This is a genomic window from Streptosporangium sp. NPDC002524, assembly GCF_040295985.1.
In the GTDB taxonomy this organism is placed as follows: Bacteria; Actinomycetota; Actinomycetes; order Streptosporangiales; family Streptosporangiaceae; genus Streptosporangium.
On sequence record NZ_JBEOWK010000019.1, the window covers coordinates 80,147 to 106,513 of the forward strand.

A 26,367-nucleotide genomic window follows, 5' to 3' on the forward strand; every position below is an offset into this window, starting at 1 on the left:
CCGTTCGTCGCCGTCGTCCGGCCGCCCGGTGTGCGGGCCCGTACGCGCTATGCCCTCCCCAGGGCGCACCGGCGAACGCCACAATCAGAACAAAGATTCCCTTTGCCGCTCACTGCACCTTTTTAGAGAAATGCCCCTTTTGGGGCTCAGGGGACTCGGAGGGACTCACGTGGATTCAGAGGGGCTCAGAGGAGGGAGAGCTGGGCCTGACGGGGCAGGGCGAGGGGCAGGGGTTGCTCGGGCCGCGCCGGGCCCATCCCGTAGCGGGCCGCCAGCCGCGACACCTGGCCCGTCAGGCCGCGCACGTAGCCGGGCTCGGCGTCGGAGCCCTTGCCGTACAGCTCGGCGTAGCGAGGCGCCAGCGCCGGATGGTGCTCACCCAGCCAGGCGAGGTACCACTCGCGGGCGCCGGGGGGCAGGCGCAGCACGTGCGGGACGAGGCTGACGGCCCCGGCGTCGGCGACGCGGCGCACGGTGGCCGCGAGCTGGTCGGGGGAGTCGGTCAGCAGCGGCAGGATCGGCGCCATCGCCACCCCGCACGCCACCCCCCGCTCGTTCAGCTCGGCGACCAGCTCCAGGCGTTTCTGCGCGCTGGGGGCGCCGGGCTCCACGCTGCGGCGGATCCGGTCGTCGACGAAGGCGATCGAGACCACCACCCCGGCCCCCGGGGTGGCTGCCAGCAGGTCGGCGTCACGCAGGATCAACCGGCTCTTGGTGAACACGGTGAACGGCGCCCCGGCCTCGCGCAACGCGGCGACCAGGCCCGGCATCAGCCGGTAGACGTCCTCGGCGCCCTGGTAGCAGTCGCCCCCCACCCCCACGGTGACGTGCTCGCCGTCCCAGCGCGACCTCAGCTCCCCGCGCAGTTTCCGTACGATGTTGGTGCGCACCACGATCCGGGAGTCGAAGTCGCCCTCGGCGTTCAGCCCCAGGTAGCGGTGCCCCCGGCGCACCGAGCAGTAACGGCAGGCCTGGGCGCATCCCCGGTAGGGGCTGACCGCCCACCCCTCGGGGGTGCGGTCCAGCGCGGTGCGCGCCTGCACCTCGTAGCAGGTCAGAGCCCCGTGGACCCTGGTCAGCGCGGAGCGCTCGATGCGCGGCCTGACGTCGGGCGGCGCGTCGAGCAGGGCGGGCGCGTCCCATGGCATGCGGCCCAGTGGAACACGCTTTCGACACCGCTCGCAAGCCGGGCAGGTCGTGGCGCCGGACGGCCCCGCTCCGGGAGGGCCGGACCGTCCCCGATCAAGGGAAATGGTAGGTTTATGCCCGTTTTCTGGGGAGTGGGGGAATCATGGCGTGGCTGATCCTGGCCGGGGCGATCATCGCGGAGCTCGTGGCGACCACCGCGCTCAAGCTGAGCGACGGATTCGCCCACAAGGGCTGGTCGGTCCTCGTCGTCGTCGGCTACGTCGCCGCGTTCGTCCTGCTGGCCCAGGCGCTCAAGATGCAGATGGAGGTCGGCGTCGCCTACGCGGTCTGGGCCGGGGCGGGCACCGCCGCCATCGCCGTCATCGGCGTGCTCTTCCTCGGAGAGACGATCAGCCTCGCCAAGATCGCGGGCATCGTCCTGATCATCGGCGGCGTCGTGGTGCTCAACCTGGCCGGGAGCGCCCACTGAGCCCCGCCCCCGATAAAACACTTCGCCCATCACGCGGCGTTCGTCCTAATCTGGGCCGGTGCTGAAGCCTTCCTATCCCATCCGGACCGAACGCCTGATCCTGCGCCCGTACACCCCGGCCGATCTCGACGCCCTGTACGCCATCCACCGCCTGCCCCAGGTCGCCCGTTACCTGTACTGGGAGCCGCGCGACCGCGAGCAGACCCGCGAGGCGCTGGAAAGGAAGATCGGCGAGACGGCGCTGCTGGAGGAGGGACAGTCCCTCACCCTGGCGGTGGAACTGGCCGCCACCGGCGAGCTGCTCGGCGACGTCCTCCTCGTCTGGCACAGCCGCGCGCACCGCTCCGGCGAGATCGGCTACGTCTTCCACCCCGGCCACCACGGCAGGGGATACGCCACCGAGGCCGCCCGTGTCATGCTGGGGCTCGCCTTCGACGGCCTGGACCTGCATCGCGTCACCGGACGCCTGGACGCCCGCAACGAGGCCTCGGCCCGGGTGCTGGAGAAACTCGGCATGCGCCGCGAGGCCCGCTTCGTCGACAACGAGATCGTCAAGGGCGAGTGGACCAGCGAGCTCGTCTACGCCATCCTGCGACGCGAGTGGCACGCCCGGCGCTGAACCGTACCGCTGAGCCGTACCGCTGAGACATACGGCCGGACCGGACGAGTGGACCGTACGGGAGGACCGGACGAGCGGACCGTACGGCCGGACCGGACGGGCGGCGAACCCGGGGACCGCTGGTGAACCTCGCGGCACCGGCCCGGCCGCGCACCCGATCGAGTCCCCGACGACGAACCTCCGGTTGAACGACGGGCGCGCGCAGGGCACCATGTCATCCGATGACCATTCTGCATCTCGCCCTGGCCTCCGACTGGGACGCCGCCCGTCAGGCGGGGGAGTACCGCGTCTCCACGATCGGCCACTCCCTCGACGACGTCGGCTTCATCCACGCCTGCGCCGACCACGAGCAGCTGCGCGGGGTCGTGGAGCGCTTCTACGGCGACGTCACCGACCCCCTCGTGCTGCTCAGCGTCGACCCCTCCGGGCTCGACGTCCGCATGGAGGAGGTGCCCGGTGACTCGCCCGAGGCGTTCCCGCACATCTACGGGCCGCTGCCGGTCAGCGCGGTGACCGCCGTCCAGCCGTTCACCCCGCCCGGCCCCGGCCCGCTCAGTAGGCTCCGCGCATGACCGACGTATCCGGATCCGGACCAACGATCCGCACCCTCGACTCCCTGGTCGTCTACACCAACCCGTGGATCAGCGTGCGCGAGGACCGCATCGAGCGCCCCGACGGCTCGCACGGCATCTACGGCGTCGTGGACGTGCCGGACTTCGCCATCGTCATGCCCATGGAGAACGACGGGTTCCACCTCGTGGAGGAGTACCGCTACCCGGTGGGGCGCCGCACCTGGAACTTCCCCCAGGGCGGGGTCAAGGACAGCCCCTCGCCCCTGGTCACCGCCCACACCGAGCTCACCCAGGAGACCGGCCTGCGCGCCACCTCGATGACCCACCTGGGACGCCTGGACAACGCGCACGGCACGACGGGCCAGAACTACGACATCTTCCTCGCCACCGGCCTGACCCCGGGCGCCCACGAGCGCGAGCACACCGAGCAGGACATGCGCCAGGACTGGGTGTCGCGCGCCGAGTTCGAGCGGATGATCCTGGACGGCGCCATCACCGACAGCAACTCGATCGCCGCCTACGCCATGCTCCTGCTGCGCGGGGCGCCCTGAGGGACCGGCCCCGCCGCCGTTTTCAAGTCCGAAGCCGCCGTTTTCGGCTCAGAAGCCGAAAACCGATTGAGATCACCGCATTCACGCCGAATATGGTGATCACCCCCTCCAACTGACGGTCTCGCGGCGGTACGCTCAGCCCATGTCGAACCCGATCGTCCTCCTCCTCCTGACGGCGGTCGTCGTGGCGGCGGTCATCGCCCTGATCGTCTTCGCGGTACGGGCGGCACAGCGCCCCAGAAACGCCCTGGTCGGCGGGGGAATCGGCCCCGAGCTCGTCGAAAGGCTCCTGGAACTCAAGGCCTCCGACCAGTTCGACCAGGCCGTCTTCCTGGTCCGCGGCGAGACCGGCATGAGCCACCGCGCCGCCGCCCGCTTCGTCAGGAAACTCAGGTCGTCACCCTCACCCGCCCCCTGACCTCCCACCCCCCACCTCGTCTCCCGTCCCGGGCGGGCGCGCCGGCCGAAACGGCCACCGCGCCCGCCCGGCCCGTTCCACCCCCTCCCGTTCCGTCCCGGCCCCCTCCGCCTCGCCCCGTACCGCCTGGCCCGCCTCCCCGGCCCGCGCCGGCGAGAACCGGTGCGGACCCTTGGGTACCCTGGGGGCGACCTCGGCGAGCACCACCCGCCGTACGATCGGACCCGCACCCGCCTCCGTCACCACGACGGCGCGAGACACGGGCGGCGGCACCTGAACACGAGAACGCGCCGGCGCGAGAGCGCCACCCCCCGCCCGCAAGGCCACGGACGGCACGAACCGGCCGGACAACACGTGATCCACCGGTCCGCGTCCCGCGCGACGCGAGACCGCCAGGCACGGGGGAGACCACGATGCGCCCGACGAGGACCCGACGATGACGGCCCCCCGCCAGGAGGCCACCCCGCCGCCCGCGCGGACCGTGTGGGCGCAGACCTCCGCCACCCCGCTGCGCGACTTCCTGCGCACCGAGACCGGCAGCGCCGTCGTCCTGCTCGCCGCGACGCTGGCCGCCCTGGCCTGGGCAAACGTCGCCCCCGCCGCCTACGAGCGGTTCTGGCGCATCCCGCTGTCGGTCGCCGCCGGGGACTCGGGTGTCTCGCAGGACCTGCGCCAGTGGATCAACACCGGCCTGATGACGTTCTTCTTCTTCGTCGTGGGGCTGGAGGCGCGCCGGGAGTTCGACATGGGGGAGCTGCGCGACCGCAGGCGGCTCGCCCTGCCCCTCGCCGCCGGTGCCGGCGGCATGATCGTCCCCGTTGCGATCTACCTCGCTCTGAACGCGGGCACCCCGGCCGTCCACGGCTGGGGCGCCGCCATGTCCACCGACACCGCGTTCGCGCTCGGCATGCTCGCCCTGTTCGGCTCCCGCCTGCCCGCCCGGCTGCGCACCTACCTGCTCACCGTCACCGTCGTCGACGACCTGCTCGCCCTCGTGGTCATCGCGATCTTCTACAGCGAGCACGTCACCCCGATGCCGCTGCTGGCCGTGGCGGCCGTCCTCGCCGTGATCCTGGCGGTCCGCGCCGCCGGGGTGCGCCACGGGTTCGTCTACGCCCTGCTGGGCGCCGCTGCGTGGCTCGCGCTGCTGCGCTCCGGCGTCGAACCGGTGATCATCGGCCTGGCGATGGGACTGCTGACCTACGCCTCCCCGGCCTCGCGCGGCGACCTGGAACGCGCCACCGACCTGTTCCGCCTCTTCCGCGAGCAGCCGACCCCCGAGCTGGCCCGTTCGGCCCAGGGCGGCCTCACCTCGGCGATCTCCCCCAACGAGCGGCTGCAGCAGCTCTACCACCCCTGGACGAGCTACGTCGTCGTCCCCCTGTTCGCCCTGGCGAACGCCGGGATACCCCTCGGCGGCGACTTCCTGGCGCGGGCCCTCGTCTCCCCGATCACCCTGGGCATCCTGCTGGCCTACACGGTCGGCAAACCTCTCGGGATCATCACCTCCTCCTGGCTGGTCACCCTGCTGGGCCGGGGCCGCGTCCGCCCGCCGGTCGGCTGGGCCGCCGTGACGGCCGGGGGCGCGATCGCCGGTATCGGCTTCACCGTCTCCCTGCTGATCGCCACCCTCGCCTTCGACGGCACGCGACTCCAGGAGGCCAAGTTCGGCATCCTCGCCGCGGCGGTGTGCGCGCCCGTCGTCACCTGGGCCGTCTCCCGGGCGACCGCGCTGCTCCCGGTACGGCTGCGCATCCGCGCCCTGCTGGGCACCGCCGAGACCATCGTCGACCTGGCCGCTCCCGTCGATCCCGGCCGCGACCACCTTCGCGGCCCCGCCGACGCGCCGGTGACCGTCGTGGAGTACGGCGACTTCGAGTGCCCCTACTGCGGCCAGGCCGAACCGGTCGTGCGCCGCGTCCTGGCCGACCTCGGCGACGTCCGCTACGTCTGGAGGCACCTGCCGCTCACCGACGTCCACCCCTTCGCCCAGCTCGCCGCCCAGGCCGGGGAGGCCGCCGCCGCGCAGGGAGCGTTCTGGCAGATGCACGACCGCCTGCTCGCCCACCAGGACCGCCTGCGTCCCGCCGACCTCGTCGGCCACGCCCGCGACCTCGGCCTCGACGTCGAACGGTTCCGCGCCGATCTCCACGACCACGCCGCCGCCGCGCGGATCGCCGCCGACGTCGACTCCGCCGACGTCAGCGGCGTGTCCGGCACGCCGACGTTCTTCATCAACGGGCGGCGCCACCACGGCGCCTTCGACCTCGACGGGCTCTCCTCGGCCATCCGCTCGGCCCGCGCCCGCGCCGCCCTGGACGCGTCGCGGCGATAGGAACGAGCCCTCAGCGCCGCACCGCTCACCGGATTACCGTGGCCCGGGGGAGGCGGCGTTCCCGGCCTTGGCGTGTGTCCGCTCAGGTCCGTCGTGCCGCCCACACCGTGCGTTCGGTGCGCACCGTCAGGTCGTCCCTGCGCAGGATGGAATGGGGACCGTCGGTGTCGAGCAGCCGGTCGAGAGCGGCGAGGTCCTCGGCCTGGAGCGCGTGGGCGACGCCGTCGCGGATGCGCCGGAGGCTGCTCAGCGCGTAGCGGCCGACGGCCTCGGAGTGGGGCGGCTCCAGGTTCACGGTGATCGTACGCTCACCCTCGACGGTGAGGCCGGCGGCGGCCAGCCGGGGGCCCCAGTCGGCGCCGCGGTGCGGCAGCCGCTCGGCATGCTGGTCGGCGAGCGCGGCATGGCAGCGTTCCTCGAGGCCGGGCCGGTCCTGCGGGGCGTCTTCCGGCAGGAACCGCGGGAAGCCGGCCAGTTCGACGACGGCGAGCAGCCCGCCCGGCGCGAGCGCGTCGTGGACCTGGCGCAGGGTGCGGTCGGGGTCGGCCATGTGGTGCAACGAGGCCGACGCCCAGACCAGTTCGGGCGCGCCGAGGTCGGGCCAGGCGCCGTCGAGGTCGGCCTCCACGGGGTGGACCCGGCCGGCGACGCCCTCCGAGGCCGCCCTGTCGCGCAGGCGGCGCAGATGGTGGGGCGAGGTGTCGACGGCGGTCACCTCGGCCTCGGGGAAGCGCTCCAGGAGCGCGAAGGTGCCCGTGCCGGTACCGCACCCCAGGTCCACGATCCGCCGGGGGGCGGCCGTGACGGGCAGCCACGCGATGATGGACGCGATGTGCTCGGCGAGCACCTCCGCGTCCAGGTCGAGCAACTGGCCCATCTCGTGCTCGGCGTCGTGATCCTGTCCGTGCGGATGGTCCTGTCCGTGCGAATGATCGTGCTGCGCGCCGTGGTGGTGCGCCGCGTGCGGGGCTGTTGATGTCATGGTGACCACGTTAGGGGCATCATGCGCCAGAGGCGAAGAACCTTGCGTATAAGGCAAGACGATGACCCGCCGGGCCGCGTGGCGCGCAACCGGATCCGAGCGCGGACCGTCCTGACCGGGAAGGACGCGGACCGTCCTGAACGGGAAAGAGCGGTCGTGAGGGACCTGTCACCGCGGCAAGTGGCTCGCCTCGGAGGTGTCCTCGCGGGTCTGGTGACCACGGCGGGCGTCGCGGTCGAAGATCCCGAGGATGTCGGCCGGACCGCCGACGGCGCCGATGGCGTGCGGGAGCATCGTGGGGAACTCCGCGGACTGGTTGGTCTCCACGCGAAAGCGGTGGTTGCCCAGGATCAGGACCACGGTGCCGGACAGGACGACGAGCCACTCCCGGCCCGGGTGGGCGCGCAGGCGCGAGAGATCGTCCGGCGGCGGGCCCACCACGCGCTGGCGCACGACGGTGATGCCGGGGTCGGCGCGCACCGTCCACCGCATCTGCTGGCGGGCCGCGTCGTGCGCCGGGTTGCCGACGACGTCGTCGGTGGCCGTCTCGACCAGCTGGTCGATGGAGGTGTCCAGGGCGCGGGCGAGCGTGACGAGCTGGTCCAGGGCGAGGCGGCGCCGGCCGTTCTCGATCCGGCTGAGCGTGGAGGGACTGAGCCTGGCCCGGGCGGCCAGATCGTCCAGGGACCAGCCCTGCGCCACCCGCAGGGCACGGATCCGCTTGCGCACCAGGCTGTCGAACTCGCCATCGTCTTGCGTCATAGGCAAGATTGTATGCGTGAAGCGCAAAGCGTGCCTAGTGTCGGCTCCAGGGGACCCCGCCCGGGGTCCCGCCAGCCGCGAGAAAGGCCACGCTCATGCCCCTCACACCCACCGGGTACGCGACCGGGAAGCCGCCCCACGAGACCGTCGACGCCGTGGTGATCGGCGGCGGCGCCGCCGGGCTGAACGGCGCCCTGATGCTCGCCCGCTCCCGCCGCTCGGTCGTCGTGATCGACGGCGGCACGCCCCGCAACGCGCCCGCCGAGGGCGTGCACGGCCTGCTCGGCCTGGACGGCGTCTCGCCGGCGGAGCTGCTGCGCACCGGCCGCGAGGAGGTGAGCCGCTACGGCGGGCGGATCGTGGCCGGTGAGGTGACCTCCGCCGTCCCGGCCGCCCCCTCCGCCGGGAACGACCCCCGCTTCACCGTCACCCTGGCCGGGGGCGGCATCCTGCACGCGCGACGGCTGCTGGTCGCCACCGGGCTGCGCGATCAGCTGCCCGACGTCGCGGGGCTGGCCCGGCACTGGGGGCGCGGCGTGGTGCACTGCCCGTACTGCCACGGCTGGGAGGTGCGCGACGAGCCCATCGGGATCCTGGCCACGGGCCCGGCCTCCGTCCACCACGCGCTGCTGTTCCGGCAGCTCACCGACGACCTGGTGTACTTCACCCACGGCACCGGCCTGGACGAGGACACCCGCGCGCGTTTCGCCGCCCGTGGCGTCCGCGTCGTGGACACCCCGGTGGCGGAGGTCGAATCCACCGGGAACGGCGTCACGGGCGTACGGCTGGCCGACGGGCGGCTCGTGCCCCGCCGCGTGATCGCGGTGGCCACCGTCCTGCGGGCCCGCACCGAGGGCATCACCGGCCTGGGCCTGCCGATGGAGGACATGCCCCAGGGCATGGGCCGTCACTTCGCCACCGGCCTCGCGGGAAGCACCTCCGTGCCGGGTGTGTGGGTGGCGGGCAACGCCACCGACCTGTTCGCGCAGGTCGGCGCCGCCGCGGCGGCCGGTGCCCTGGCGGGTGCGCGCATCAACGCCGACCTGGTGGCCGCCGACACCGACGCGGCCCTCGCCGCCGCGCGCCGGGGCAGCACCGCCGCGTGAGCGCCCCGGCACGGCGGACGTCCCCGGCCACCGACGCCCGGCCACCGACGCCTGCGGGGACGGGCGGTGGGCCTCGTGACGTCGCGGTCCGACGTCCCTGCCGTCGGCCACCGCTCTCTAGGGCCGGCTCCCGCGCCCGTCCTCCTCGGAGGCCGAAGAGACCGGAGCGGCCGAAGCGGCCGGGGCGGCCGGGGCGGCCGGAGCGGCCGAAGCGGCCGGGGCGGCCGGGGCGGACGAGCCGATGCCGCCCAGCAGGTTGGCGACCAGGGCCTCGGCGAACTCCTCGTCCAGCGGCCGGTCGGGGATGAGGAGCCGGTGGTAGCAGGCGCCCCACAGCTGGTCGACGGCCACCTCGGGATCCAGGCCGGGCCGCAGCTGGCCGCGCCGCTTCGCCCTCTCCAGGGCCTGTACGGCCAGGGCCCGGCGCGGGCCCGAGTAGCTCTCCCGGTAGACGGCCGCCAGGTCGGGATCGGTCTGGGCCTGCCCGATGAGCTGCGGCACGACGGTCCCGGCCCGGGTGTCGCGCATCAGGCGGACGAACGCCTTCAGCTGCGCGGTGAGGTCGGCGGCGATGTCGCCGGTGTCGGGGAAGGCCAGGACGGGGCCGACCACGCCGAAGTAGCCCTCCAGCGCGAGCGCCCCCTTGGAGGGCCACCACTTGTGCAGCGTGACCCGGCTCGCGCCCGCCAGGCTGGCGACCTTCTCGACGGTGAAACCGGCCATGCCCTCGGCCAGCAGGAGCTCACCGGCCGCCCGCAGGACCTCCTGGCGCACCTGGTCGGCCGGGCGGCGCCCACGCCCGCGTCGGGCGGGCGGGCTGGGGTGGGTCACGGTCTACCTCCCGGGAACGCATATGTACACAGTGTATATATTTATGCGGGAAAGTCGCCCATGAGCACCGTACCGACCCCCGGCACCGGCCGGAGGCGGCGAGCCGTGCCGGACCCGGCCCCCACCGTGGCCGGGCCATACCGTCAGCGGGACCGTCACCGGTTCCGTCACCGGGATCGTCCGCGCCGGGCCCGAGCCCGGACGGGGGAGTGACCTTTAGCCGCTCCGCCGCAGCAGCATGGCGCCGATGTTCGCGCGGGCGTTCCTGTCGAAGTCCGCGCTGTCGTTGACCCGGGGGAACGGGCCCTCGGGCACCGCCACCCCGAGAAACCCGCACAGCGGCTCCCAGCCCTGGCCGACCTCGAACCGCAGCAGCCTGCCGGGCGGGATCGCCGCCACGACGTCGTCGATGTGCGCCTGGAACGCCCGCAGCAGCGACGCGGAATCCTCGCAGTGCCCGTGGAAGACCCGTTCGTCGACGGTGAGCCTGGTCATCTTCACGAACGCGGCGAAGTCGGTGCCCAGCACCGAGGAGAGGCCGCGCACCGCCCTGCCGCGAAGCCCGTGCCCGCGTCTGCGCTGCTCCAGGACGGTGGCGTTCATGCTGTCCAGCCAGCGCCGCGGATCCCGTACGGTGAGCACGACCTTCGCCTCGGGGAAGTGCTCGGCGAGCTCACGCCAGTAGGCGGCCGAGGGCCAGTCCACGCAGGAGTGGTACCCCTCCAGGAGTTCGTCCCAGCTCACCGGCCGCCCCTCGGCGAGGGCGAGCCACCGGCGGATCTGCTCCGGCCGCTCGATCACCTCCTTCATGTGGTGACACGGCCCGTACCCCAGCCGCTCCAGGGCCGTCTTGAGCGAGAGCGTTCCCGTACGGCCGAAACCTGCCCCGATGACCCGCATGATCCTTGCCATTCCCCCGGAAACCGCGCGGCGGCTACTCCGGCAATCTCTCACCACCGTCGAGGCCCGGCGGGAAGCCTCGCCGGGCCGCCACGCCGAGGCGCGGGAGAAGCGGGAGGAATCGGGCACCGACGTGTCCCGCCACGACCGTGACCGCGAACCGGCAGACAGGCAGGTTGACGGACGGGCGGGCGAGCGGGCGGTGGGAATAATCCGTTGTGCGCTGCTGCTGAGGCGGTCATCATGGTCGCCATGTTCCGGAACGCTCGCCTCGTGACACCCGCCGCCGCGGGTGCCTTCGAGCGTGTCCGCGACGGCCTGGAGCGCTGACCTCTTCCCGTGAGTCCCGAGGTGACCCGGCGGGGGGAGGTAGCCGGCCCGTGACGGGTCACCCCGGATCCAGGCAGTGCGAAGGAAGAAGATCATGGCCAAGCAGGCCTACGTGCGCAACAAGCCGCACCTCAACATCGGCACGATGGGACACGTCGACCACGGCAAGACCACGCTGACCGCCGCGATCACCAAGGTGCTCGCCGAGCGCGGGCAGGCCACCTACACGCCGTTCGAGCGGATCGACCGTACCCCCGAGGAGCACCAGCGGGGGATCACGATCAACATCTCGCACGTCGAGTACGAGACCGCCACCAGGCACTACGCCCACGTGGACATGCCGGGCCACGCCGACTACGTGAAGAACATGATCACGGGGGCGGCGCAGCTCGACGGCGCGATCCTCGTCGTGTCCGCCCGCGACGGCATCATGCCCCAGACCAGGGAGCACGTCCTGCTCGCCCGCCGGGTGGGCGTCGAGCACCTGGTCGTCGCGGTCAACAAGGCCGACGGCGCCGACCCCGAGCTGACCGATCTGGTCGAGCTGGAGCTGCAGGACCTGCTCGCCGAGCACGGCTACCACGACGTGCCGATGGTGCGGGTGTCCGGGCTGCGGGCGCTGGAGGGCGACCCCGGGTGGGCGGCGTCGATCCAGGCGCTGCTGCGGGCGGTGGACGAGCACATCCCCGTGCCGGTCCGATACGTCGACGCGCCGTTCCTGATGCCGGTGGAGAACGTGCTCACGGTGAGCGGCCGGGGCACGGTCGTCACCGGCGCCATCGAGCGGGGCACCGTGCGCGTGGGCGACACGGTGGAGGTCGTCGGGCTCGGCGACGGGTTCGGCGCGGTGGTGACCGGGGTGGAGACGTTCGGCAAGACGATGGAGCGGGGCGAGGCGGGTGACAACGCCGCCGTCCTGCTGCGCGGGGTCAGGCGCGAGCAGGTGCGGCGCGGGATGGTGCTGGCGGCCCCGGGCAGCCAGCGCGCCCGCCGGTCGTTCACCGCCAGGCTGTACCTCCTCACGGCCGAGGAGGGCGGCCGGCGCCGGCCGATCGCCTCGGGGTACCGGCCGCAGTTCTACCTGCGCACCACCGACGTGCCGGGTGAGCTGACGCTGCCCGCGCCCGCCCGGCCCGGCGACACCGTGGAGGTGTCGGTGGAGCTGGGCAGGGCGGTGGCGGCCGAACCGGGCCTCGGCTTCGCGATCCGCGAGGGCGGGCTCACGGTCGGCGCGGGCACGGTCCTGACCGTGGCCGACTGACCGCGGCTGACCGCAGCCAGCTGACCGCGGCTGACTGACTGCGGCCGGCTGACCGCTCGGGGCCGCACCGCGTGGGACGGGTCCGCCCGTCCCACGCGGAACCCCCGCGACCGCCGTCGCGCACGGCTCGGCCGCCACCCCCGGGGTACCCGGTTCCGGACGGCCGGGCCGTACCCGGCGGGACTGCCGCATACCCCCCGAACTGCGCTTTTGCCTCATATCATGGCGAGCGCCTCGTATCGGACGACCGGCTGGCCGGCTCGCCACGGGAATGGCAGGATCCTCACAGCGCCCGTGGAAGACTCCTTCCCGCGCCACGTCCGCCGATCGCCGACATGACCCCGAGCGACCCCGGGCCGTTCCGGCCGGGACCGTGACCCGCACTCCGCTTCCGCCGACCGGCCGGACGACCCGGCGCTGCCACCGTCGCCGGGCAAGCCCGACCACCAGGAGAGGACGAATGAACGAACGACAGGTCTCGGTCACGCAGATCATCCACGCGAGCAGCGACACGATCTTCGGCCTGCTGGCCGACCCGCGCAAGCACGCCCTGATCGACGGATCGGGAACCGTGCTGGCCCCGCAGGCCGGCGCGCCGGACCGGCTGAGCCTGGGCGCCCGCTTCGGCATGAACATGAGGATGGGCCTGGGCTACCGGGTCCACAACCAGGTGGTGGAGTTCGAGGAGGGGCGGCTGATCGCCTGGCAGCACAGCGGCGGCCACCGGTGGCGCTGGCGGCTCGAACCCGTCGGCGAGCACACCACCCGGGTGACCGAGACCTTCGACTGGTCGACGGCCAAGGGCGGCGCGTTCTTCCCGCTGTTCCGCTTCCCCGCCAAGAACAGGGCCTCGATGGAGAAGACCCTCGAACGGCTGGCACTCATGATCGAGCGGTGATCGCGCGGACGACGCGAGAGGCACCCCGCGAGAACGGGCACCTCCGGTTCCGACACCGGCTCACGACGGCCCCCGGGAGGGCCCCCGGGAACTCGTCGCTGCCACCGGCCGTCCTCTCGTCCGTCACCGAGACGATCGGCGCCCGGCACCGATCGCGCAGCCGGGTCGTACCGCACCCGGCTCCGTACCACAGAGCGACCGGCGCCGGGGCCCGGTCAGCGCCAGGGTTCCTCCGAGGGGGCGGCGCGCCGGTCGTGGTGGTCCAGCAGCTTGGACAGCAGCCCGGTCAGCCCCTGCCGCTCCTCGGGCGACAGCGGGGCGAGCAGTTCCTCCTGGCATTGGGCCAGCCGCTCCTCCAGCCGCCGCAGCCGCCGCTCGCCCGCCGAGGTCAGCGAGATGATGTTGCGCCGCCGGTCGGAGGGGTCCGGGGCACGCTCGACCATCCCGTGTTCGGCGAGCTCGTTGACCGTCGCGACCATGTCGCTGAGGTGGATGCCACTGCCGCGGCCCAGCGCGGCCTGGCTCGCCGGGCCGGACCTCTCCAGCGTCGCCAGCAGGCGGTAGTGGTAGCCGCGGGCGCCGACGGAGGAGAACCCGTCGCCCACCAGGCGGTGCGCGTGGCCGGCGGTCCGGCTGAGCAGCCAGGTGGGCAGGCTCTCCCACCGGGCGGGCGTCTCCTCGGGCGGGTTCTTCATGTGAGGAGCCTAGCAAGTCGTTCGGCCTACTAATGATTGTGTTATCGTTCGCGGAGTAAACGTTAGGCGTATAAACATTAAGCCGCCGAACGAATCTCCCCGGAGGCGAGACCATGATCAAGCCGTTCCGCATCGACATCCCCCAGGCCGACCTCGACGACCTGGCCGACCGGCTCGCCCGCACCCGCTGGCCCAACGAGGTCGCCGGCGCCGGGTGGGACTACGGCTTCCCGCTGGCGCGGCTGAAGGAGCTCGCCGAACACTGGCGCACCCGCTATGACTGGCGCGAGCACGAGGCCGGGCTCAACGAGCTCCCGCACTTCACCACCGAGATCGACGGCCAGAACATCCACTTCGTCCACGTCCGGTCCGCGAACCCGGACGCGCTCGCGCTGATCCTCACCCACGGCTGGCCCGGCTCGTTCCTGGAGTTCCTCGACGTCGTCGAGCCTTTGTCGCAGGAGTTCCACCTGGTGATCCCGTCCATCCCGGGCTACGGCTTCTCCGGGCCGACCCACGAGCGCGGCTGGGACACCGCCCGGATCGCGCGGGCCTGGGCCGAGCTGATGCGCCGTCTCGGGTACGAGCGCTACGGCGCGCAGGGCGGCGACTTCGGCGCGGGCATCTCCCTGGCGCTCGGCGCGCTGGCACCGGAGCGGGTCGCCGGGGTGCACGTCAACTACCTGCCGACCCGCCCCGACCCGGACGCCGGGATCCACCTGTCCGCGACGGACGAGGCCCGGCTGGACAAGGTCAGGCGGTTGATGGCGAACCGCCCGCCGTACCAGGCGCTGCAGGCCCTCACCCCGCAGACCGTCGGCTACGCGCTGACCGACTCGCCGGTCGGCCAGCTGGTCTGGATCGCCGAGCGCTTCGCGCACTGGACCGACCCCCGCTCGCCGATCGACGACGACCGGCTGCTCACCGGCGTCTCGCTGTACTGGCTGACCGCCACCGCGGCCTCCTCGGCGCGGCTGCACCACGACGTCCCGCGCGGGCGGCCCGTGCCGTGCCGGGTGCCGGTCGGCGTGGCGGTGTTCGCGCACGACATCACGCAGTCGGTGCGGCCGCTGGCCGAGCGGCTGTACGACGTCACGCACTGGTCGGAGTTCGAGCGCGGCGGCCACTTCGCCGCGATGGAGGTGCCGGACCTGCTCGCCGGGGACGTCCGGGACTTCTTCCGCACCCGTCTGGAGCAGGACCACCAGGCCGCCACCCGCTAGGCGCCGGCGGCCACCGGGAACCGGCCGTGACCGTCACCGGGGGCGGCGGGCGAGGTACACCAGGGCGGGGGGCAGGTTGCGCCACACCGTCCTGCTGAGCAGTACCTCCTCGAAGGTCGTACGAAGATCACGGAGGTGTTCTCGCGCGGGGGGCGCCCATCGCGTCCAGCGGTAGGCGAACTGGGTGAACACCCCCTCGGGGGACAGGGAGGCGGCCACCAGCGGCAGCAGCCGCACGCCCGCCACCGGCCGGAAGGCGACCCAGGGCAGGCCGCTGACCACGACGTCGGCGCTCAGGCCGCGCTCGGCCATCAACCGGGGCAGCTCGGCCGCGCTGGCGTGCACGACCTCGACCCCGGGGAAGCGACGGGCCAGGGGCCCGGCCAGGCGCGGGTTGAGCTCGACGGCCAGATGGTGGCCCCTGCCGCCCAGGCGGTCCTGGATGACCCGGGTGAAGGCGCCGGTTCCCGGTCCCAGCTCGACGATCGTCGGCTCCCCGCGTTCGGGGATCGGCACGACCATGTGCGCGGCGAGCCGTCGCGAGCTCGGGGCGACCGTGGCGGTCAGCAGCGGGGACCGGAGGAACTCGCGGAGCAGGTAGGTGCCGCCGGACGGGTCGGCGGCGGGGCTGGTCGGTCTCACCGTGCGTGCTCCAGAGTCGTGGCCTGCCGTTTCGCCCGCCATGCTGCCAACGGGGCGGCCACCGCCGTCACCCGGCCGGGATGAACGGCGGAAGACATCTCTCCGAGCCCCCGGCCGGCAGGCGTCCCGCGCGGGGCGGTCACGGGACACCGGCCGGTGACCCGTGGCCGCCGATCACGGTCGACGCACCGGTCGACGCACCGGTTGGCTCACCGGTCGATTCACTGGTCCAGGATCCCCGTCTCCGTTCCTTCCAGCGGCGGGTCGAACACGCAGATGAGCCGCAGGGGCTCGGTGGCCACGAGGGTGAACGCCGACCCGGCGGGGGCGACCCACAGCACGCCCGGCGTGATGGCGTGCTCCTCGCCGGTGCCGAGGTCGACGGCCGTGGCGGCACCGCTGATGCAGTAGGCGATCTCGGTGCGGTCGGGATAGCCGTAGGTGCCCTTGACCCCGGGGCTGAGGACGGTGTCGGTGAGGCCGACGCCTGCCTCGTCCTCGGCCAGGAGCAGCCGCGTGCTGCGGTAGTTCTCGTTGCTGACGTCCCTGTCGGTGCCGAGAACATCGGCGATGTTACGAAATATCATGGTGAAACTCCCAGGTTGGTTCGGTGCTGTGCCACCGGCGCCGGTGTGCGGGACTCGCCCCGCTCACGGCGTCGTACGGGCTTCGCTCGTGGCGTCGTACGGGATCGCGGGCGGATCTCGTGAGGTGGTCAGCCCCGGAACTCGCAGACGACGCCGTGGTCCTCGAGGAAGCCCAGCCACCGCCGCACCGCCTGCGGTTCCTCGGCGGCCCTGTGCAGGCCGGCGGGGGTCAGGCCGGCGAGGATGTCGCCGATCCCGCAGGCCAGCGCCACCGACACCAGGCGCGGCGTCGCGCTCTCCTTCTCGTCGCCCTCGACGTCGAGCACGTACTCACCCGACCAGGTGGACCCGTTGTCCGCCTGTACGGCGAGCGCGACGGAGAGCAGGACGCGATCGCGGTCCGTTGCCGTGGTCGGGTAACGGAGGGCGAGCTCCTGGGCCAGGGCGCCGATGCGGTCGTCGTCGCCTTCGCGCAGTTCCGCGAAGACGGGCGCCCACGCCTCGCTCCAGCCGTCCAGGCGGATGGTGCCGCGGACGAAGGTGTCCAGCCGCCAGGAGGCGGGCAGGCCGTACTGCTCGACGAAGGGGACGCTGTCGCGGTTGGGGTAGACCTCGACCTTCTCGTCCCCGAGCGCGTGCTCGCGGACGGCCTCCCAGGGACGGTCCACGACGCGTTCCGTGCCCTGGTCGACGTATCGGGCCGGGGTCAGCAGCGCGGTCAGCACGCCTCGCGGCGCCCAGCTGAACCGGTAGCGGAACTCGTTCGGCTCGGCGGGGTTGCTGCCGCAATAAGAGGTGAACGTGGCCGAGGCGCCGCCGTCGCCCGTGGCGGCCCTGGCCTGGGCGACCAGCCGGTGGGCGAGCAGGTGGTCGATGCCGGGGTCGAGGCCCGCCTCGGTCAGCACCACGATGCCGGCCCGGGCGGCCCCGGCCGCCAGCGAGGAGATCTCGGGGGAGACGTAGCTGGAGGCGGCGAAGTGCGCGCCGCGCTCCAGGCAGAGCCGCAGCAGGGCGGCGTGGTGCGCGGCCGGGAGCATCGAGACGACGACGTCACCGGCGGCGAGCTCGGCGGCCAGCGCGTCCAGGCCGAACGCCCGGGTCTCCGCGCGGCCTCCCTGGCCCAGGCGCGCCAGGCAGTCCTCGGCCTTGCGCCGGGTCCGGCCCCACAGCACGGTGCGGGAGGCGAGGTCGCAGACGATTCCGAGTCCGCTGCCGGTCGACAGGCCGGTTCCCACCCAGTGGACGCGTCCGGTGGGGGTGATCTGCTCAGACATCGGTCTCCTTCGTGAGGGCCGCGTGCGGGCGGGCGGCGTGGAACATCTCCAGGCAGCGCTGCCAGGCGGGTGTCCGGACGCCCAGCAGTCTCAGGTGGGGCAGCAGGTCCGCGGAGAAGTCCTCGCTCGCCTCTCGCGGCACCAGGGAGGGCAGGTTGTCGATCGCGATGACGTCCACCGGCGGCGGCCCCTCGCGTAAGCGCCGTACGGGTCGGTGCCAGTCGGTAGGACGGTCGTAGACGGGCAGGAGATTGCGGTCGGAGGTGAAGTCGCAGGTCACGTCGCTGATGACGCTCAGCCTCCGGCCGGGGGCGTCGAGGTCGGCGCGCGTGAGGAAGGCGGGTGCCGGTTCGGTCGTGGCCACCGCGTTGACCAGGATGTCGTGGGCGAGCAGGGCCTTCTTGTCCAGGTCGCGGGTCTCCTCGACGTCCCAGCAGGTCGTCGCGACGCCGGCGGCGGCCAGTGCGCTGCGCGCCCCGCGCCCGCTCCGGCCGAGCGCGCCGATGACCAGCGCCGTCGGCGCTCCCTCTCCCCGCGGTCCTTCCCGCGGTCCTCCCCGCTGTTCCTGCTGTTCCCGCTGTTCTCCCCGTTGTGCCAGCACCGCGGCCAGGGCCCGCTCGGGCAGGGGGCGCAGGGGCCGCTCCAGCCGCCCCCTGCTGTGCAGGACGGCGAGGGTGGCGGCCATGTACCCGGCCCAGTAGCCGAACGCCGCCACGCGGGTGCCGTCGGCGTCCGTCACGTACTCGAGGTCGAGCAGACTGCCGCCGCCCTCGGCGAACCGGCGCAGCAGCCTGCCCGCGCCCTCCTGCCCCTTGTAGGCGTGGCCGAAGAACAGGTGCCGATGCCGCAGCGGGAACGGCTTCTCCTCCGGTTCCTTCACCCCGATGACGTGGTGGTCGTCCGGGGCGTCCGGCCAGGTGCCCGGCTCGGCGATGCGGCAGCCGGCCCGCGCGTAGTCCGATGTGGGGAAGATCCGCTGCGGGGAGTCCTCCACCGTCACCGCGATCCCGTCCGCCGTCAGGATCCGGGCGTCGGCGGGCGCGATCGGTGCCCGGGCCTCGGTCGGATGGGCCTCGTGCCGCATCCACAGCCGGAGGGTGTCCGTCATGGGTTTCCCGCCTTCTCGCTCGCCCGTGAAGTCTTCTCACTCACCGCTGAGGCCTTCGCGCTCGGCGCTGAGGCCTTCGCGTCCGCCGGGGGAGTCTTCTCGCCCGCGCGCGGAGTCCTCGCGCTCCCCGGCGGGACCTCGCCGCCCGTCGTCCGAGCCTCGCCACTCAACGACGGGACCTGTGGGACCTTGACCTTCGCCGGGGGAGCCTTACCGCTCACCGGGGGAGCCTTCTCGCCGGTGGACGGGACGCGCGCATCGGGCCTCACCCTCCGAGCCCGTGCTCGCGGAACAGCGTGTCCAGGGCCAGCTTGTCGTGGACCTCGCCCTCTTCGAGCCGCTTGATCACCAGCAGGCAGGACAGGCCGAAGGTGCCGCCCCCGAACGTCCTGGGCCGGGTCGCGTTGACACAGACGGACCAGGGCGGCGCCTCCCCGCTCGGCAATCGCTCCCCGGTCTCCGCGTCGTAGACACGGGTGCTCCCGGTCAGCACCACCCCGGCGCCCAGTTTCGCGCCGGTGCGTACCCGGGCTCCCTCGACGACGAGCGATCGCGAGCCGACGAAGCTCTCGTCCTCCACGACCACCGGCACCGCCGTGGGCGGTTCGAGCACCCCGCCGATGCCGACCCCGCCGGACAGGTGCACGTTGCGTCCGATCTGGGCGCACGATCCGACGGTGGCCCAGGTGTCGACCATCGTTCCGGCGTCCACGAAACCGCCGATGTTGGTGAACGAGGGCATGAGGGTCACGCCCGGCGCGTGGTGGCTGCCCCAGCGCGCGACGGCTCCGGGGACGACCCGCACCCCCGGGCCGAAGCGTTTGAGAGGGATCCGGTCGTGGTGCCGGAACGGGCCGACCTGCCCCTCCACCATGCCCAGGAGGCGGAACGACAGCAGGATCGCCCGCTTCGCCCGTTCGTCCACCAGGACCCGGTCCGTCTGCGGATCGACCCGGGCCACCCTCGCCTCGCCGCGGTCGAGCATGCCGACGGCGGCCACGACCGTGTCGCGGGCGGCGGCGTCGGCCGGGGTGAGGCCGGTCCGCCTGTCCCACAGCTCGTCGATCTCGGCCGGTAACGTACTCGGCGTCATGGGACGCGGTCCTTTCTGTCGCCGGACCGCTCACGCGTCCGGAGGCCGAGCGCGGCGAGCCGGGGCCGCAGGAGTTGCGGATCGTGGACGGCGGCGACGCGGACGTGGCCGCCTCCCGAGGGGCCGTACGCGATCCCGGGCGCGATCACGAGCCCGGCGCGGGCCGCGACCCGGTAGGCGAACTCCACGCCGTCGCCCCCCGGGGCGGCGAGCCACACGAACGGGCCGCCCTCGGGGTGAGCGCATCGCAGGCCGCAGTCGTTCAACGCCTCGACCAGCCCGGCGAGCCGGTGAGCGGTACGGGCGCGCAGGCCCGCCGCGTGGGCGTCGTCGCCGAGCAGGTCCGCCGCCGCCCGCTGGGAGTCGCCGGCGGCGATGAGCCCGGCGTCGCGGCGCGAGGGCAGCAGCTCGGACACCAGCGCCGGATCCCCGGCGTAGAAGCCGACCCGCAGCCCGGGCGCGTTCGACCGCTTGGCCACGCCGTGCACGGCCAGCACGCCGTCGAGCCCGGCGGCCAGCGCGGTCCGGGGAGCGCCGTCCCAGGTCAGCTCGGCGTACACCTCGTCGGAGAGGACGACGACGCCGTGCTCGCGTCCCCATCCGACGATCTCGTCCGGCCGGGGCTCGACGGTCCCGGCCGGGTTGGCGGGGCTGTTCACCCACAGGTACAGCGCGCGGGCGGCCAGGTGGTCCGGGACGCGGCCGAGGTCCATCCGGCCGGCCGCGTCGACGGGGACGCGGTGGACGTCCAGTCCCGCCAGCCGCGCGCCGAACGCGTACGGCGGGTACCCCAGCGCGGGGATCAGGGCGACGTCGCGTCGCGGTGACCGGTCGCGCCGGGCGAGCCGCAGCAGCGACGGCACCGTGGAGATGAACTCCTTCGCCCCCGCGCAGGCCGCCACCGCCGACGCGGGCACCGTGACACCGAAGCGGCGCTCCAGGTATCCGGCGGCGGCCGTGCGCAGTGATCCGGTGCCCGCGCTGGGCGGGTAGGCCGCCGGGGCGCGGCTCTCGCGGGGGCCGGGGGAGGAGATCGCGGGCGCGGGTTCGGCGGGAACGCCCAGCGAGAGGTCCAGCGGCGGCCATCCCGACGCCGCCGCCAGCTCCCACGCCCGTTCCCTGCTCCAGACGCTCCCGGAGCCGCCGGAGCTGTCGGCGTTCCCGGCGCCGCCGACATTCCCGGCGTTCCCGGCGTTCCGGGTGCTCCGGGTGCTGCCGGTGTCGGCTCCGCTCACACCGGGTCCCCCTGAACGGCGGGGGATTCCAGCAGGCGCGGGGTGAAGTCGAGGGTGGCGAACAGGTCCCGCTCGGTCTCGGCGCGCCGGATCAGCTCGACGGACCCGTCCGGGTGCAGAAGCAGCTCCTGCGGGCGGGAGCGCCCGGTGTAGTTGAAGCCCATGGCGTGCCCGTGCGCGCCGGTGTCGTGGACGACGAGGACGTCCCCCTCCGCCAGGACGGGCAGGTCCCGCTCCCTGCCGAGCCGGTCGTTGTTCTCGGGCAGCGAGCCGACGACGTCGACCACCTCCCGCGGGCGGCCCTCGGCGAACGGCGCCGTGATGTGGTGGTAGGCCCACGAGTACAGCGCGGGTCTCATCAGGGAGACCATGCTCGCGTCCACCCCGACGAAGGGCTGCCACTTGTCCATCCGGTTGACCACGCGCGTCACCAGCGCCCCGTGCGGCCCGGTGATGTAGCGCCCGCACTCGAACCGGATCGCCGGCCGGCCGCGACCGTGCGGCGAGCTCCAGCCGGCCAGGCGTTCGCCGACGGCCGCGCCGAACGCGATCAGGTCGAAGGGCTCCTCCTGCGGGCGGTAGGGGATGCCGATGCCCCCGCCGAGGTTGATCGACGTCACCGGCAGGCCCACCTCGTGCTCGATCTCGCGGGCCCGCTCCAGCAGCAGGTCCAGAGTGAGCAGCAGCGGTTCGGGCCGCAGCACGTTGGAGGTCGTCATCATGTGCAGGCCGATCTCGCGGACGCCCAGGTCGCGGGCCCGGGCGCACACCTTCACCAGACGGTCGGCGGGCACCCCGAACTTGGTCGTCTCCGGCTCGCCGAACAGGTGGTTGCCCTGCCCTTCGAGGGAGCGTCCCGGGTTCACCCGGAAGGCGAGCGCTCCGGGGACCGTGAGCCGGCCGGCCAGCGTGTCCAGGATCGCCTCGTCGTCCACGGTGATCATGGCGCCGGCCTCCAGCGCGGCCTCCAGCTCGGCCACGCTGGTGTTGGAGGAGGTGAAACACATGTCCTCGCCGCGCGCCCCGGCCGTCCGCGCCAGGGTCAGCTCGGAGATCGAGCTGGTGTCGAAGCCGAAGCCGTGCCCGGCCAGCAGGCGCATCACCGCGGGGTTGGGAAGCGCCTTGACCGCGAAGTACTCCCGGCAGTCGATCTCCTGGAAGGCGCGCTCGAACAGCTCGCAGGTGCGGTGCAGGCCTTCGGCGTCGTAGATGTGGAAGGGCGTGCCGAAGGTTTCGACGATCCGGGGCAGCGCGGCCTTGAGGCGGTTCTCGAAGGCGGGGCTCATGGGCATGGGTGACTCCCTGTTGAATCGAGTTCCACGGTCACGGGTACACGTGCGCGACGATGATCGACCGGACCCGGTCCCCGGACCGGGGGCGCTTGTAGTGGATCTCCTCCACCGCCACGTCGTCGTAGCCGGCCGCGATCGCCTCCTCGCGCATGTACTCCGCCGACAGCCAGTGGAAGCCGGCGATGCCGGGCGCCGGCTGCGCGGGCGCCCCGTTGTTGGTGGCGTCGTTGGAGGCGACGAACGTCGCGACACCCGCGTCGCGGGCGGGTGCGAGCCAGGCGCGGATCCGCTCCAGGGCCGGTCGCAGGCCCTTTCCCGGGTCGTAGAGGTGCCCGAGCACGCCGTCCATGTAGATCACCGACCAGGGCTCGTCGGGGGACCACTGGCCGATGTCGGCGCACACCGCGTCCACGCCCTTGGCCTTGGCGAGGACGACGGCCTCCTCCATCGCGTCGACCCCGAGCACCCGGTGTCCCTTGCGCGCGATCTCGGACTCGACCGCCGCGTTGCCGCAGCCCAGGCTGAGCAGGCCGCCGCCCTCACCGCGCCCGAGCTCGGCCGTCAACTTCTCCGTCATCCAGGACCGGTACTCCGCCGAATAAGTGGACGGGGTCACCGAGTCGTCGCGCGCGCCGCCCTCCTCCCAGATCTGGAAAAGGCTCGGCTGTCCTTCGGCGGGGGGCAGGTACACCTTCTTGAGGTTCTCCAACTGATGGTTCATGGCACTCACCCGGATCCCTGTTCGCTGCTGTCGTGGCACTGGTGCGTCGGCCCGGCCGGACACGCGGCCGCGGCCGCCGAGGTGGCGACGGCGAGCCGGTCCAGCTTGCCGCTCGGGGTCCTGGGGAAGGAGGAGACCACCTCGATCCGCGAGGGCACCATGTGGGCGGGAACCTTGTCGCGGAGCATGGCCAGCACCCCGGCGCGGTCGAACGGCAGCGACGTGGCCACCACGAACGCCCGCAGGCTCTGCTCCTCGGCGTCCTCTCCCACCACCGCGACCACCGCCTCGGCGACGGAGGGCGAGGAGGTGAGCAGGGTCTCGATCTCCCCCAGCTCGACCCGGAAGCCGCGCAGCTTGACCTGGCCGTCGCGCCGGCCGAGGCATTCGAGCTCCCCGTCCCCGCCCACCCGTCCGAGGTCTCCGGTGCGGTAGGCGCGGACGGCCGGGTCCAGGGGGTCGGGCACGTAGCTCCGCGCGGTGCGGTCGGGCAGGTTCACGAACCCCGGCCCGACGCCCTCTCCGGCGATCCACAGCTCTCCGGTCCGGCCCGGGGGCAGCGGCCTGCCGTCCTCGTCGCACACGTGGATCCGCGTCCCGTCGATCGGCGTCCCGATCGACGGGAGCCGCGGCCACACCGTCACGTCCTCGGGCAACCACCCGCAGGTCGCGACGTGTGTCTCCGTCGTCCCCCACTGGTTGGCCAGGCGGCAGCCGGGCAGCCGGGCGAACAGGGCGCGGAGCCTGCCGTCGCACTGCATCTGCTCGCCCGTCGAGTAGATCTCGCGGAGCGGGTGCGTGCCGGGGGTGACGTCGTCGGCGAAGAGCGCGAGCGAGCGCAGCATGGCGAACGGCACGAACAGCCGGTTGACCCGCTCGCGGGCGATCAGCTCCCACAGGAACTGCGGGTCGAGCCGCTCGTCCTCGGTGCAGCACACGACGGTGCCGCCCTCTCCGAGCGTGGTGAGAACCTCCTGGTAGACGACGTCGAAGGCCGCCGGAGAGAACTGCAGCGTCCGGTCGCCCTCACCGCAGCCGCTCGCGGCGATCTGCCAGGCGATGAGGTTGGCCAGGTTCCGGTGCTCGAACAGGACGCCCTTGGGCCGTCCGGTCGAGCCGGAGGTGTACATGACGTAGGCGAGGTCCTCACCGGAGACCTGCGGGAGCGGGGCGTCCGGCTGGGCCGCGGCTCGCGGCGGGCGGTGTCCCGTACCGTCGTCGTCCGGTCCGGCGGTCCGTGCTGGGTGGTGTTTCGTATCGCCGTCGTCCGCGTGCCGGGTGGCGTAGACCAGCGGGCCGTCCGTGACGAGCGGCCGGAGGCCGCCCAGCCGGTCGAGGTGGCCCGCGTGCCCGACCACCAGGCCGGCGCCGGCGTCCGCGCACATGTACCGCAGCCGGTCCACCGGGTAGGCCGGGTCGAGCGGGACGGCGACGCCGCCGGCCCGCATGACGCCGACGAGGGCCACCACCAGGTCGATCGACCGGTCGAGGTGGAGCCCGACCCGGGTGCCGGCCCCGGCGCCGAGGCCCGCGAGCCTGCGGGCCACGAGCTCCGATCTGGTCCAGAGCTCGCGGTACGTCACGGAGTCCCCGTGGAACGTGACCGCCTCGGCGCCGGGGGCGAGGCGGACCCGATCCGCGACGGCCCGCAGCACGGGTGGCGGCCGGTCCGTCCCGGCCGTCCGCTCAAGGTCGTTCATCGTCTCTTCCTGCCTTCCTCGCCGCGAGAGTCGTGAGGGCCGCGATGGTCGAGGGGGTCGAAGGGGTCGAGGGGGTCGAGGGGGTCGCGGCCGGTCCAGCCGGTCCGGCCGGTGCGGCACGCGGCGCGGCACTCGGTACGGCGCTCGGTGCCGTTCTCGGTGCCGTTCTCGGTGCCGTGCTCGATACGGCGCTCACTTGTGCCAGCCCGCGTCCGAGATCGGGCGCAGCGTGATCCGGGCGGGTCTCTCCGCCCTCAGCAGCAGGCGCCCGAGAGTCCGTTCGATCTCGGTGGCCTGCGCCTGGTCCGGGTGGTCCACGTAGACGTCGAGGTCGTAGCGGCGCTCGTCGTCGCTCTGGTACACCCGGGTGGTCGCCCGCAGCACGCCGGGAATCGACGCCGCGATCTCCCGGACCGAGGGCAGCCACACCTTCTCGTCGTTGACGACCACCGAGTCCGACAGCCGTCCCCGGTAGTAGTGGTAGCCGTCGTCGTCGATCTCGAAGAGGTCGCCGGTGGCGATCGTGCGGGGTGCCACCAGCGGGTCGGGACGGTCGTCGGGCACCCGGCGGCGCAGCACCGTGCCGGACTCCACCAGCAGCTCCCGGGAGCCGTCGCCCAGGGCGGACGGGCGCAGGCTGGTGCGGACGCCCGGCAGCGGCAGTCCCACCGAGGCGTGCCTGCGGGGCGGCTCCAGGTGGGCGGCCAGGGTGGAGACCCGGGGACCCGCCTCGGTGAGGCCGTACGTCAGGTACAGCTCCAGCTCCGGGTGCCCGGCGAGCAGGGCCTCGACGTACCGGGGGCGCAGGTGGTCGCCGCCGACGGTGAGGACCCGCAGGGGCCGCGACCAGGAGGCGTCGCCCGCCGCCAGCCGGGCGACCAGCGCCGGTGTCAGCGACGAGAGCGTGACGCGGTGCTCGCGCAGCGTCCCCGCGTACGCCGAGGGGGTGAACGGCGGCCCGCAGACGACCAGGCGCGAGCCGGTGACCAGCGACGCGAGCGCCTGGGCGACGAGACCGTAGGAGTAGTGGAGGGGGAGGTTGAGCAGCACCGTGTCGGTGTCGCGCTGGCCGACGGCGTGCGCGTGCATGGCGGCGTTGCGCAGCAGGGAGCCGGTGTCGTGCAGGCAGCCGCTGAAGATGCCCGACGTTCCGGACGTCATCAGGATCACCTCGCCGGCGGCGTAGTGCCGCCGCTCCGGCCAGGGGAAGAACACGATCTCGGCGTCCCCGACCGGGTGCTTGGCCGGCGCGCCGTGGCGTTCGGCGTTCACCATGGGCGCGATCAGGGCGTCGGCGCCGAACCGGCGGCCGATCGCGGCGACGCGCGCCGCGCTCGCCGACGGGGGGACCAGGACCGGGACCCCTCCGGCGAGCAGCACCGCGAAGAACAGGAGCAGCAGCGGCCTTCCGTTGGGCATCGCGATCACGACCGCCGCGCCGGGCTTCACCCCGAGGCCCGCCAGCTCGTCGACGACGGCGGCCAGCGACACGCCGGAGCCGGGCCGGCCGGGCCGGTCGGCGTCGGTCACGTTCGCCAAAAAGGCGTCGATCACGTCCTGGCCGGGGACGCCGTCCGCGCTCCCGGCACTCCCCGGGTTTCCGGTGCTCATCGC

The 26,367-nt window shown here is 73.3% G+C and carries 27 protein-coding genes; 11 read left to right on the forward strand and 16 right to left on the reverse strand.

Annotated elements, in window-relative coordinates; genetic code table 11:
- Positions 1–185 precede the first annotated feature (185 nt).
- Positions 186–1,148, reverse strand: a complete 963-nt coding sequence (locus ABT053_RS29670; RefSeq protein ID WP_350973320.1) for a radical SAM protein — start codon at positions 1,146–1,148, stop codon at positions 186–188.
- A gap of 143 nt (positions 1,149–1,291) precedes the next feature.
- Here ABT053_RS29670 and ABT053_RS29675 point away from each other — a divergent pair, with 143 nt between their 5' ends.
- From ABT053_RS29675 to nhaA, 6 genes are all read left to right on the forward strand, one after another.
- Entirely contained in the window at positions 1,292–1,618 is a 327-nt protein-coding gene (locus ABT053_RS29675; RefSeq protein ID WP_350973321.1) for a DMT family transporter, read from the forward strand.
- Positions 1,619–1,676: 58 nt separating this feature from the next.
- Positions 1,677–2,237 carry a GNAT family N-acetyltransferase gene (locus ABT053_RS29680; protein WP_350973323.1) on the forward strand — a complete coding sequence of 187 codons (561 nt, stop codon included), beginning with the start codon at positions 1,677–1,679 and terminating at the stop codon, positions 2,235–2,237.
- A gap of 221 nt (positions 2,238–2,458) precedes the next feature.
- Positions 2,459–2,809, forward strand: a complete 351-nt coding sequence (locus tag ABT053_RS29685) for a DUF952 domain-containing protein (protein ID WP_350973324.1) — start codon at positions 2,459–2,461, stop codon at positions 2,807–2,809.
- Positions 2,806–3,360: an NUDIX domain-containing protein gene (locus ABT053_RS29690; RefSeq protein ID WP_350973326.1), complete on the forward strand. Its 555-nt coding sequence runs from the start codon at positions 2,806–2,808 to the stop codon at positions 3,358–3,360. The genes ABT053_RS29685 and ABT053_RS29690 overlap by 4 nt, the downstream gene beginning before the upstream one ends.
- Before the next feature lie 142 nt (positions 3,361–3,502).
- The gene (locus ABT053_RS29695; protein WP_350973328.1) at positions 3,503–3,778 is read left to right on the forward strand and encodes a hypothetical protein; all 276 of its coding nucleotides are present in this window, start codon (positions 3,503–3,505) and stop codon (positions 3,776–3,778) included.
- 436 nt (positions 3,779–4,214) lie between these two features.
- Positions 4,215–6,113: a Na+/H+ antiporter NhaA gene (gene nhaA, locus ABT053_RS29700; protein ID WP_350973330.1), complete on the forward strand. Its 1,899-nt coding sequence runs from the start codon at positions 4,215–4,217 to the stop codon at positions 6,111–6,113.
- Between the two features lie 82 nt (positions 6,114–6,195).
- Here the strand turns inward: nhaA and ABT053_RS29705 are convergent, their stop codons facing one another.
- Both ABT053_RS29705 and ABT053_RS29710 read right to left on the reverse strand, forming a co-directional pair.
- Positions 6,196–7,095 (reverse strand): class I SAM-dependent methyltransferase, encoded by a 900-nt coding sequence (locus ABT053_RS29705; RefSeq protein WP_350973331.1) that lies wholly within the window; start codon positions 7,093–7,095, stop codon positions 6,196–6,198.
- A gap of 168 nt (positions 7,096–7,263) precedes the next feature.
- Positions 7,264–7,857: a helix-turn-helix domain-containing protein gene (locus tag ABT053_RS29710; protein ID WP_350973333.1), complete on the reverse strand. Its 594-nt coding sequence runs from the start codon at positions 7,855–7,857 to the stop codon at positions 7,264–7,266.
- Positions 7,858–7,952: 95 nt separating this feature from the next.
- Between ABT053_RS29710 and ABT053_RS29715 the strand changes: the two genes are divergently transcribed.
- Positions 7,953–8,963, forward strand: coding sequence for an NAD(P)/FAD-dependent oxidoreductase (locus ABT053_RS29715; RefSeq protein WP_350973334.1), 1,011 nt, complete (start codon positions 7,953–7,955; stop codon positions 8,961–8,963).
- A gap of 117 nt (positions 8,964–9,080) precedes the next feature.
- Here ABT053_RS29715 and ABT053_RS29720 read toward each other — a convergent pair whose 3' ends face one another.
- Both ABT053_RS29720 and ABT053_RS29725 read right to left on the reverse strand, forming a co-directional pair.
- On the reverse strand, positions 9,081–9,794 hold the full coding sequence (locus ABT053_RS29720) for a TetR/AcrR family transcriptional regulator (RefSeq protein ID WP_350973336.1): 714 nt from the start codon (positions 9,792–9,794) through the stop codon (positions 9,081–9,083).
- 216 nt (positions 9,795–10,010) lie between these two features.
- The gene (locus ABT053_RS29725; RefSeq protein ID WP_350973337.1) at positions 10,011–10,694 is read right to left on the reverse strand and encodes a sulfotransferase family protein; all 684 of its coding nucleotides are present in this window, start codon (positions 10,692–10,694) and stop codon (positions 10,011–10,013) included.
- Here ABT053_RS29725 and ABT053_RS29730 point away from each other — a divergent pair.
- From ABT053_RS29730 to ABT053_RS29740, 3 genes are all read left to right on the forward strand, one after another.
- Positions 10,684–10,971 carry a hypothetical protein gene (locus tag ABT053_RS29730; RefSeq protein WP_350973339.1) on the forward strand — a complete coding sequence of 96 codons (288 nt, stop codon included), beginning with the start codon at positions 10,684–10,686 and terminating at the stop codon, positions 10,969–10,971. The two genes, ABT053_RS29725 and ABT053_RS29730, sit on opposite strands and share 11 nt — an antisense overlap.
- Positions 10,972–11,118: 147 nt before the next feature.
- Positions 11,119–12,285, forward strand: coding sequence for an elongation factor Tu (gene tuf / locus ABT053_RS29735; RefSeq protein ID WP_350973341.1), 1,167 nt, complete (start codon positions 11,119–11,121; stop codon positions 12,283–12,285).
- A gap of 460 nt (positions 12,286–12,745) precedes the next feature.
- Positions 12,746–13,183, forward strand: coding sequence for an SRPBCC family protein (locus tag ABT053_RS29740; RefSeq protein WP_350973342.1), 438 nt, complete (start codon positions 12,746–12,748; stop codon positions 13,181–13,183).
- Positions 13,184–13,398: 215 nt separating this feature from the next.
- Here the strand turns inward: ABT053_RS29740 and ABT053_RS29745 are convergent, their stop codons facing one another.
- Entirely contained in the window at positions 13,399–13,878 is a 480-nt protein-coding gene (locus tag ABT053_RS29745; RefSeq protein WP_350973345.1) for a MarR family winged helix-turn-helix transcriptional regulator, read from the reverse strand.
- 113 nt (positions 13,879–13,991) lie between these two features.
- Here ABT053_RS29745 and ABT053_RS29750 point away from each other — a divergent pair, with 113 nt between their 5' ends.
- The gene (locus tag ABT053_RS29750) at positions 13,992–15,101 is read left to right on the forward strand and encodes an epoxide hydrolase family protein (RefSeq protein ID WP_350973348.1); all 1,110 of its coding nucleotides are present in this window, start codon (positions 13,992–13,994) and stop codon (positions 15,099–15,101) included.
- Positions 15,102–15,134: 33 nt separating this feature from the next.
- Here ABT053_RS29750 and ABT053_RS29755 read toward each other — a convergent pair whose 3' ends face one another.
- The 10 genes from ABT053_RS29755 to amcH all read right to left on the reverse strand — a co-directional run bounded on the left by ABT053_RS29755 (position 15,135) and on the right by amcH (position 26,364).
- The gene (locus ABT053_RS29755; RefSeq protein WP_350973350.1) at positions 15,135–15,743 is read right to left on the reverse strand and encodes a class I SAM-dependent methyltransferase; all 609 of its coding nucleotides are present in this window, start codon (positions 15,741–15,743) and stop codon (positions 15,135–15,137) included.
- 221 nt (positions 15,744–15,964) lie between these two features.
- On the reverse strand, positions 15,965–16,330 hold the full coding sequence (locus ABT053_RS29760; protein ID WP_350973352.1) for an ectoine synthase: 366 nt from the start codon (positions 16,328–16,330) through the stop codon (positions 15,965–15,967).
- Between the two features lie 128 nt (positions 16,331–16,458).
- Positions 16,459–17,604, reverse strand: a complete 1,146-nt coding sequence (locus tag ABT053_RS29765; protein WP_350973354.1) for a saccharopine dehydrogenase C-terminal domain-containing protein — start codon at positions 17,602–17,604, stop codon at positions 16,459–16,461.
- Positions 17,597–18,712: a saccharopine dehydrogenase gene (locus ABT053_RS29770; RefSeq protein ID WP_350973356.1), complete on the reverse strand. Its 1,116-nt coding sequence runs from the start codon at positions 18,710–18,712 to the stop codon at positions 17,597–17,599. The genes ABT053_RS29765 and ABT053_RS29770 overlap by 8 nt, the downstream gene beginning before the upstream one ends.
- A 265-nt stretch (positions 18,713–18,977) precedes the next feature.
- Entirely contained in the window at positions 18,978–19,805 is an 828-nt protein-coding gene (locus tag ABT053_RS29775; RefSeq protein ID WP_350973358.1) for a 2,3,4,5-tetrahydropyridine-2,6-dicarboxylate N-succinyltransferase, read from the reverse strand.
- Positions 19,802–21,040, reverse strand: a complete 1,239-nt coding sequence (locus tag ABT053_RS29780; RefSeq protein ID WP_350973360.1) for a pyridoxal phosphate-dependent aminotransferase — start codon at positions 21,038–21,040, stop codon at positions 19,802–19,804. Before ABT053_RS29780 ends, ABT053_RS29775 begins: the two co-directional genes overlap by 4 nt.
- The gene (locus tag ABT053_RS29785; RefSeq protein ID WP_350973362.1) at positions 21,037–22,332 is read right to left on the reverse strand and encodes a diaminopimelate decarboxylase family protein; all 1,296 of its coding nucleotides are present in this window, start codon (positions 22,330–22,332) and stop codon (positions 21,037–21,039) included. Before ABT053_RS29785 ends, ABT053_RS29780 begins: the two co-directional genes overlap by 4 nt.
- 31 nt (positions 22,333–22,363) lie before the next feature.
- A complete protein-coding gene (locus ABT053_RS29790) occupies positions 22,364–23,053 on the reverse strand; it encodes a class I SAM-dependent methyltransferase (protein ID WP_350973363.1) in 690 nt (229 codons plus the stop codon).
- A gap of 5 nt (positions 23,054–23,058) precedes the next feature.
- Positions 23,059–24,753: an amino acid adenylation domain-containing protein gene (locus ABT053_RS29795; protein WP_350973364.1), complete on the reverse strand. Its 1,695-nt coding sequence runs from the start codon at positions 24,751–24,753 to the stop codon at positions 23,059–23,061.
- Between the two features lie 192 nt (positions 24,754–24,945).
- Positions 24,946–26,364: an adenylate-forming 2-oxoglutaryl-ACP ligase AmcH gene (gene amcH / locus ABT053_RS29800; RefSeq protein WP_350973366.1), complete on the reverse strand. Its 1,419-nt coding sequence runs from the start codon at positions 26,362–26,364 to the stop codon at positions 24,946–24,948.
- Between the last annotated feature and the right edge of the window lie 3 nt (positions 26,365–26,367).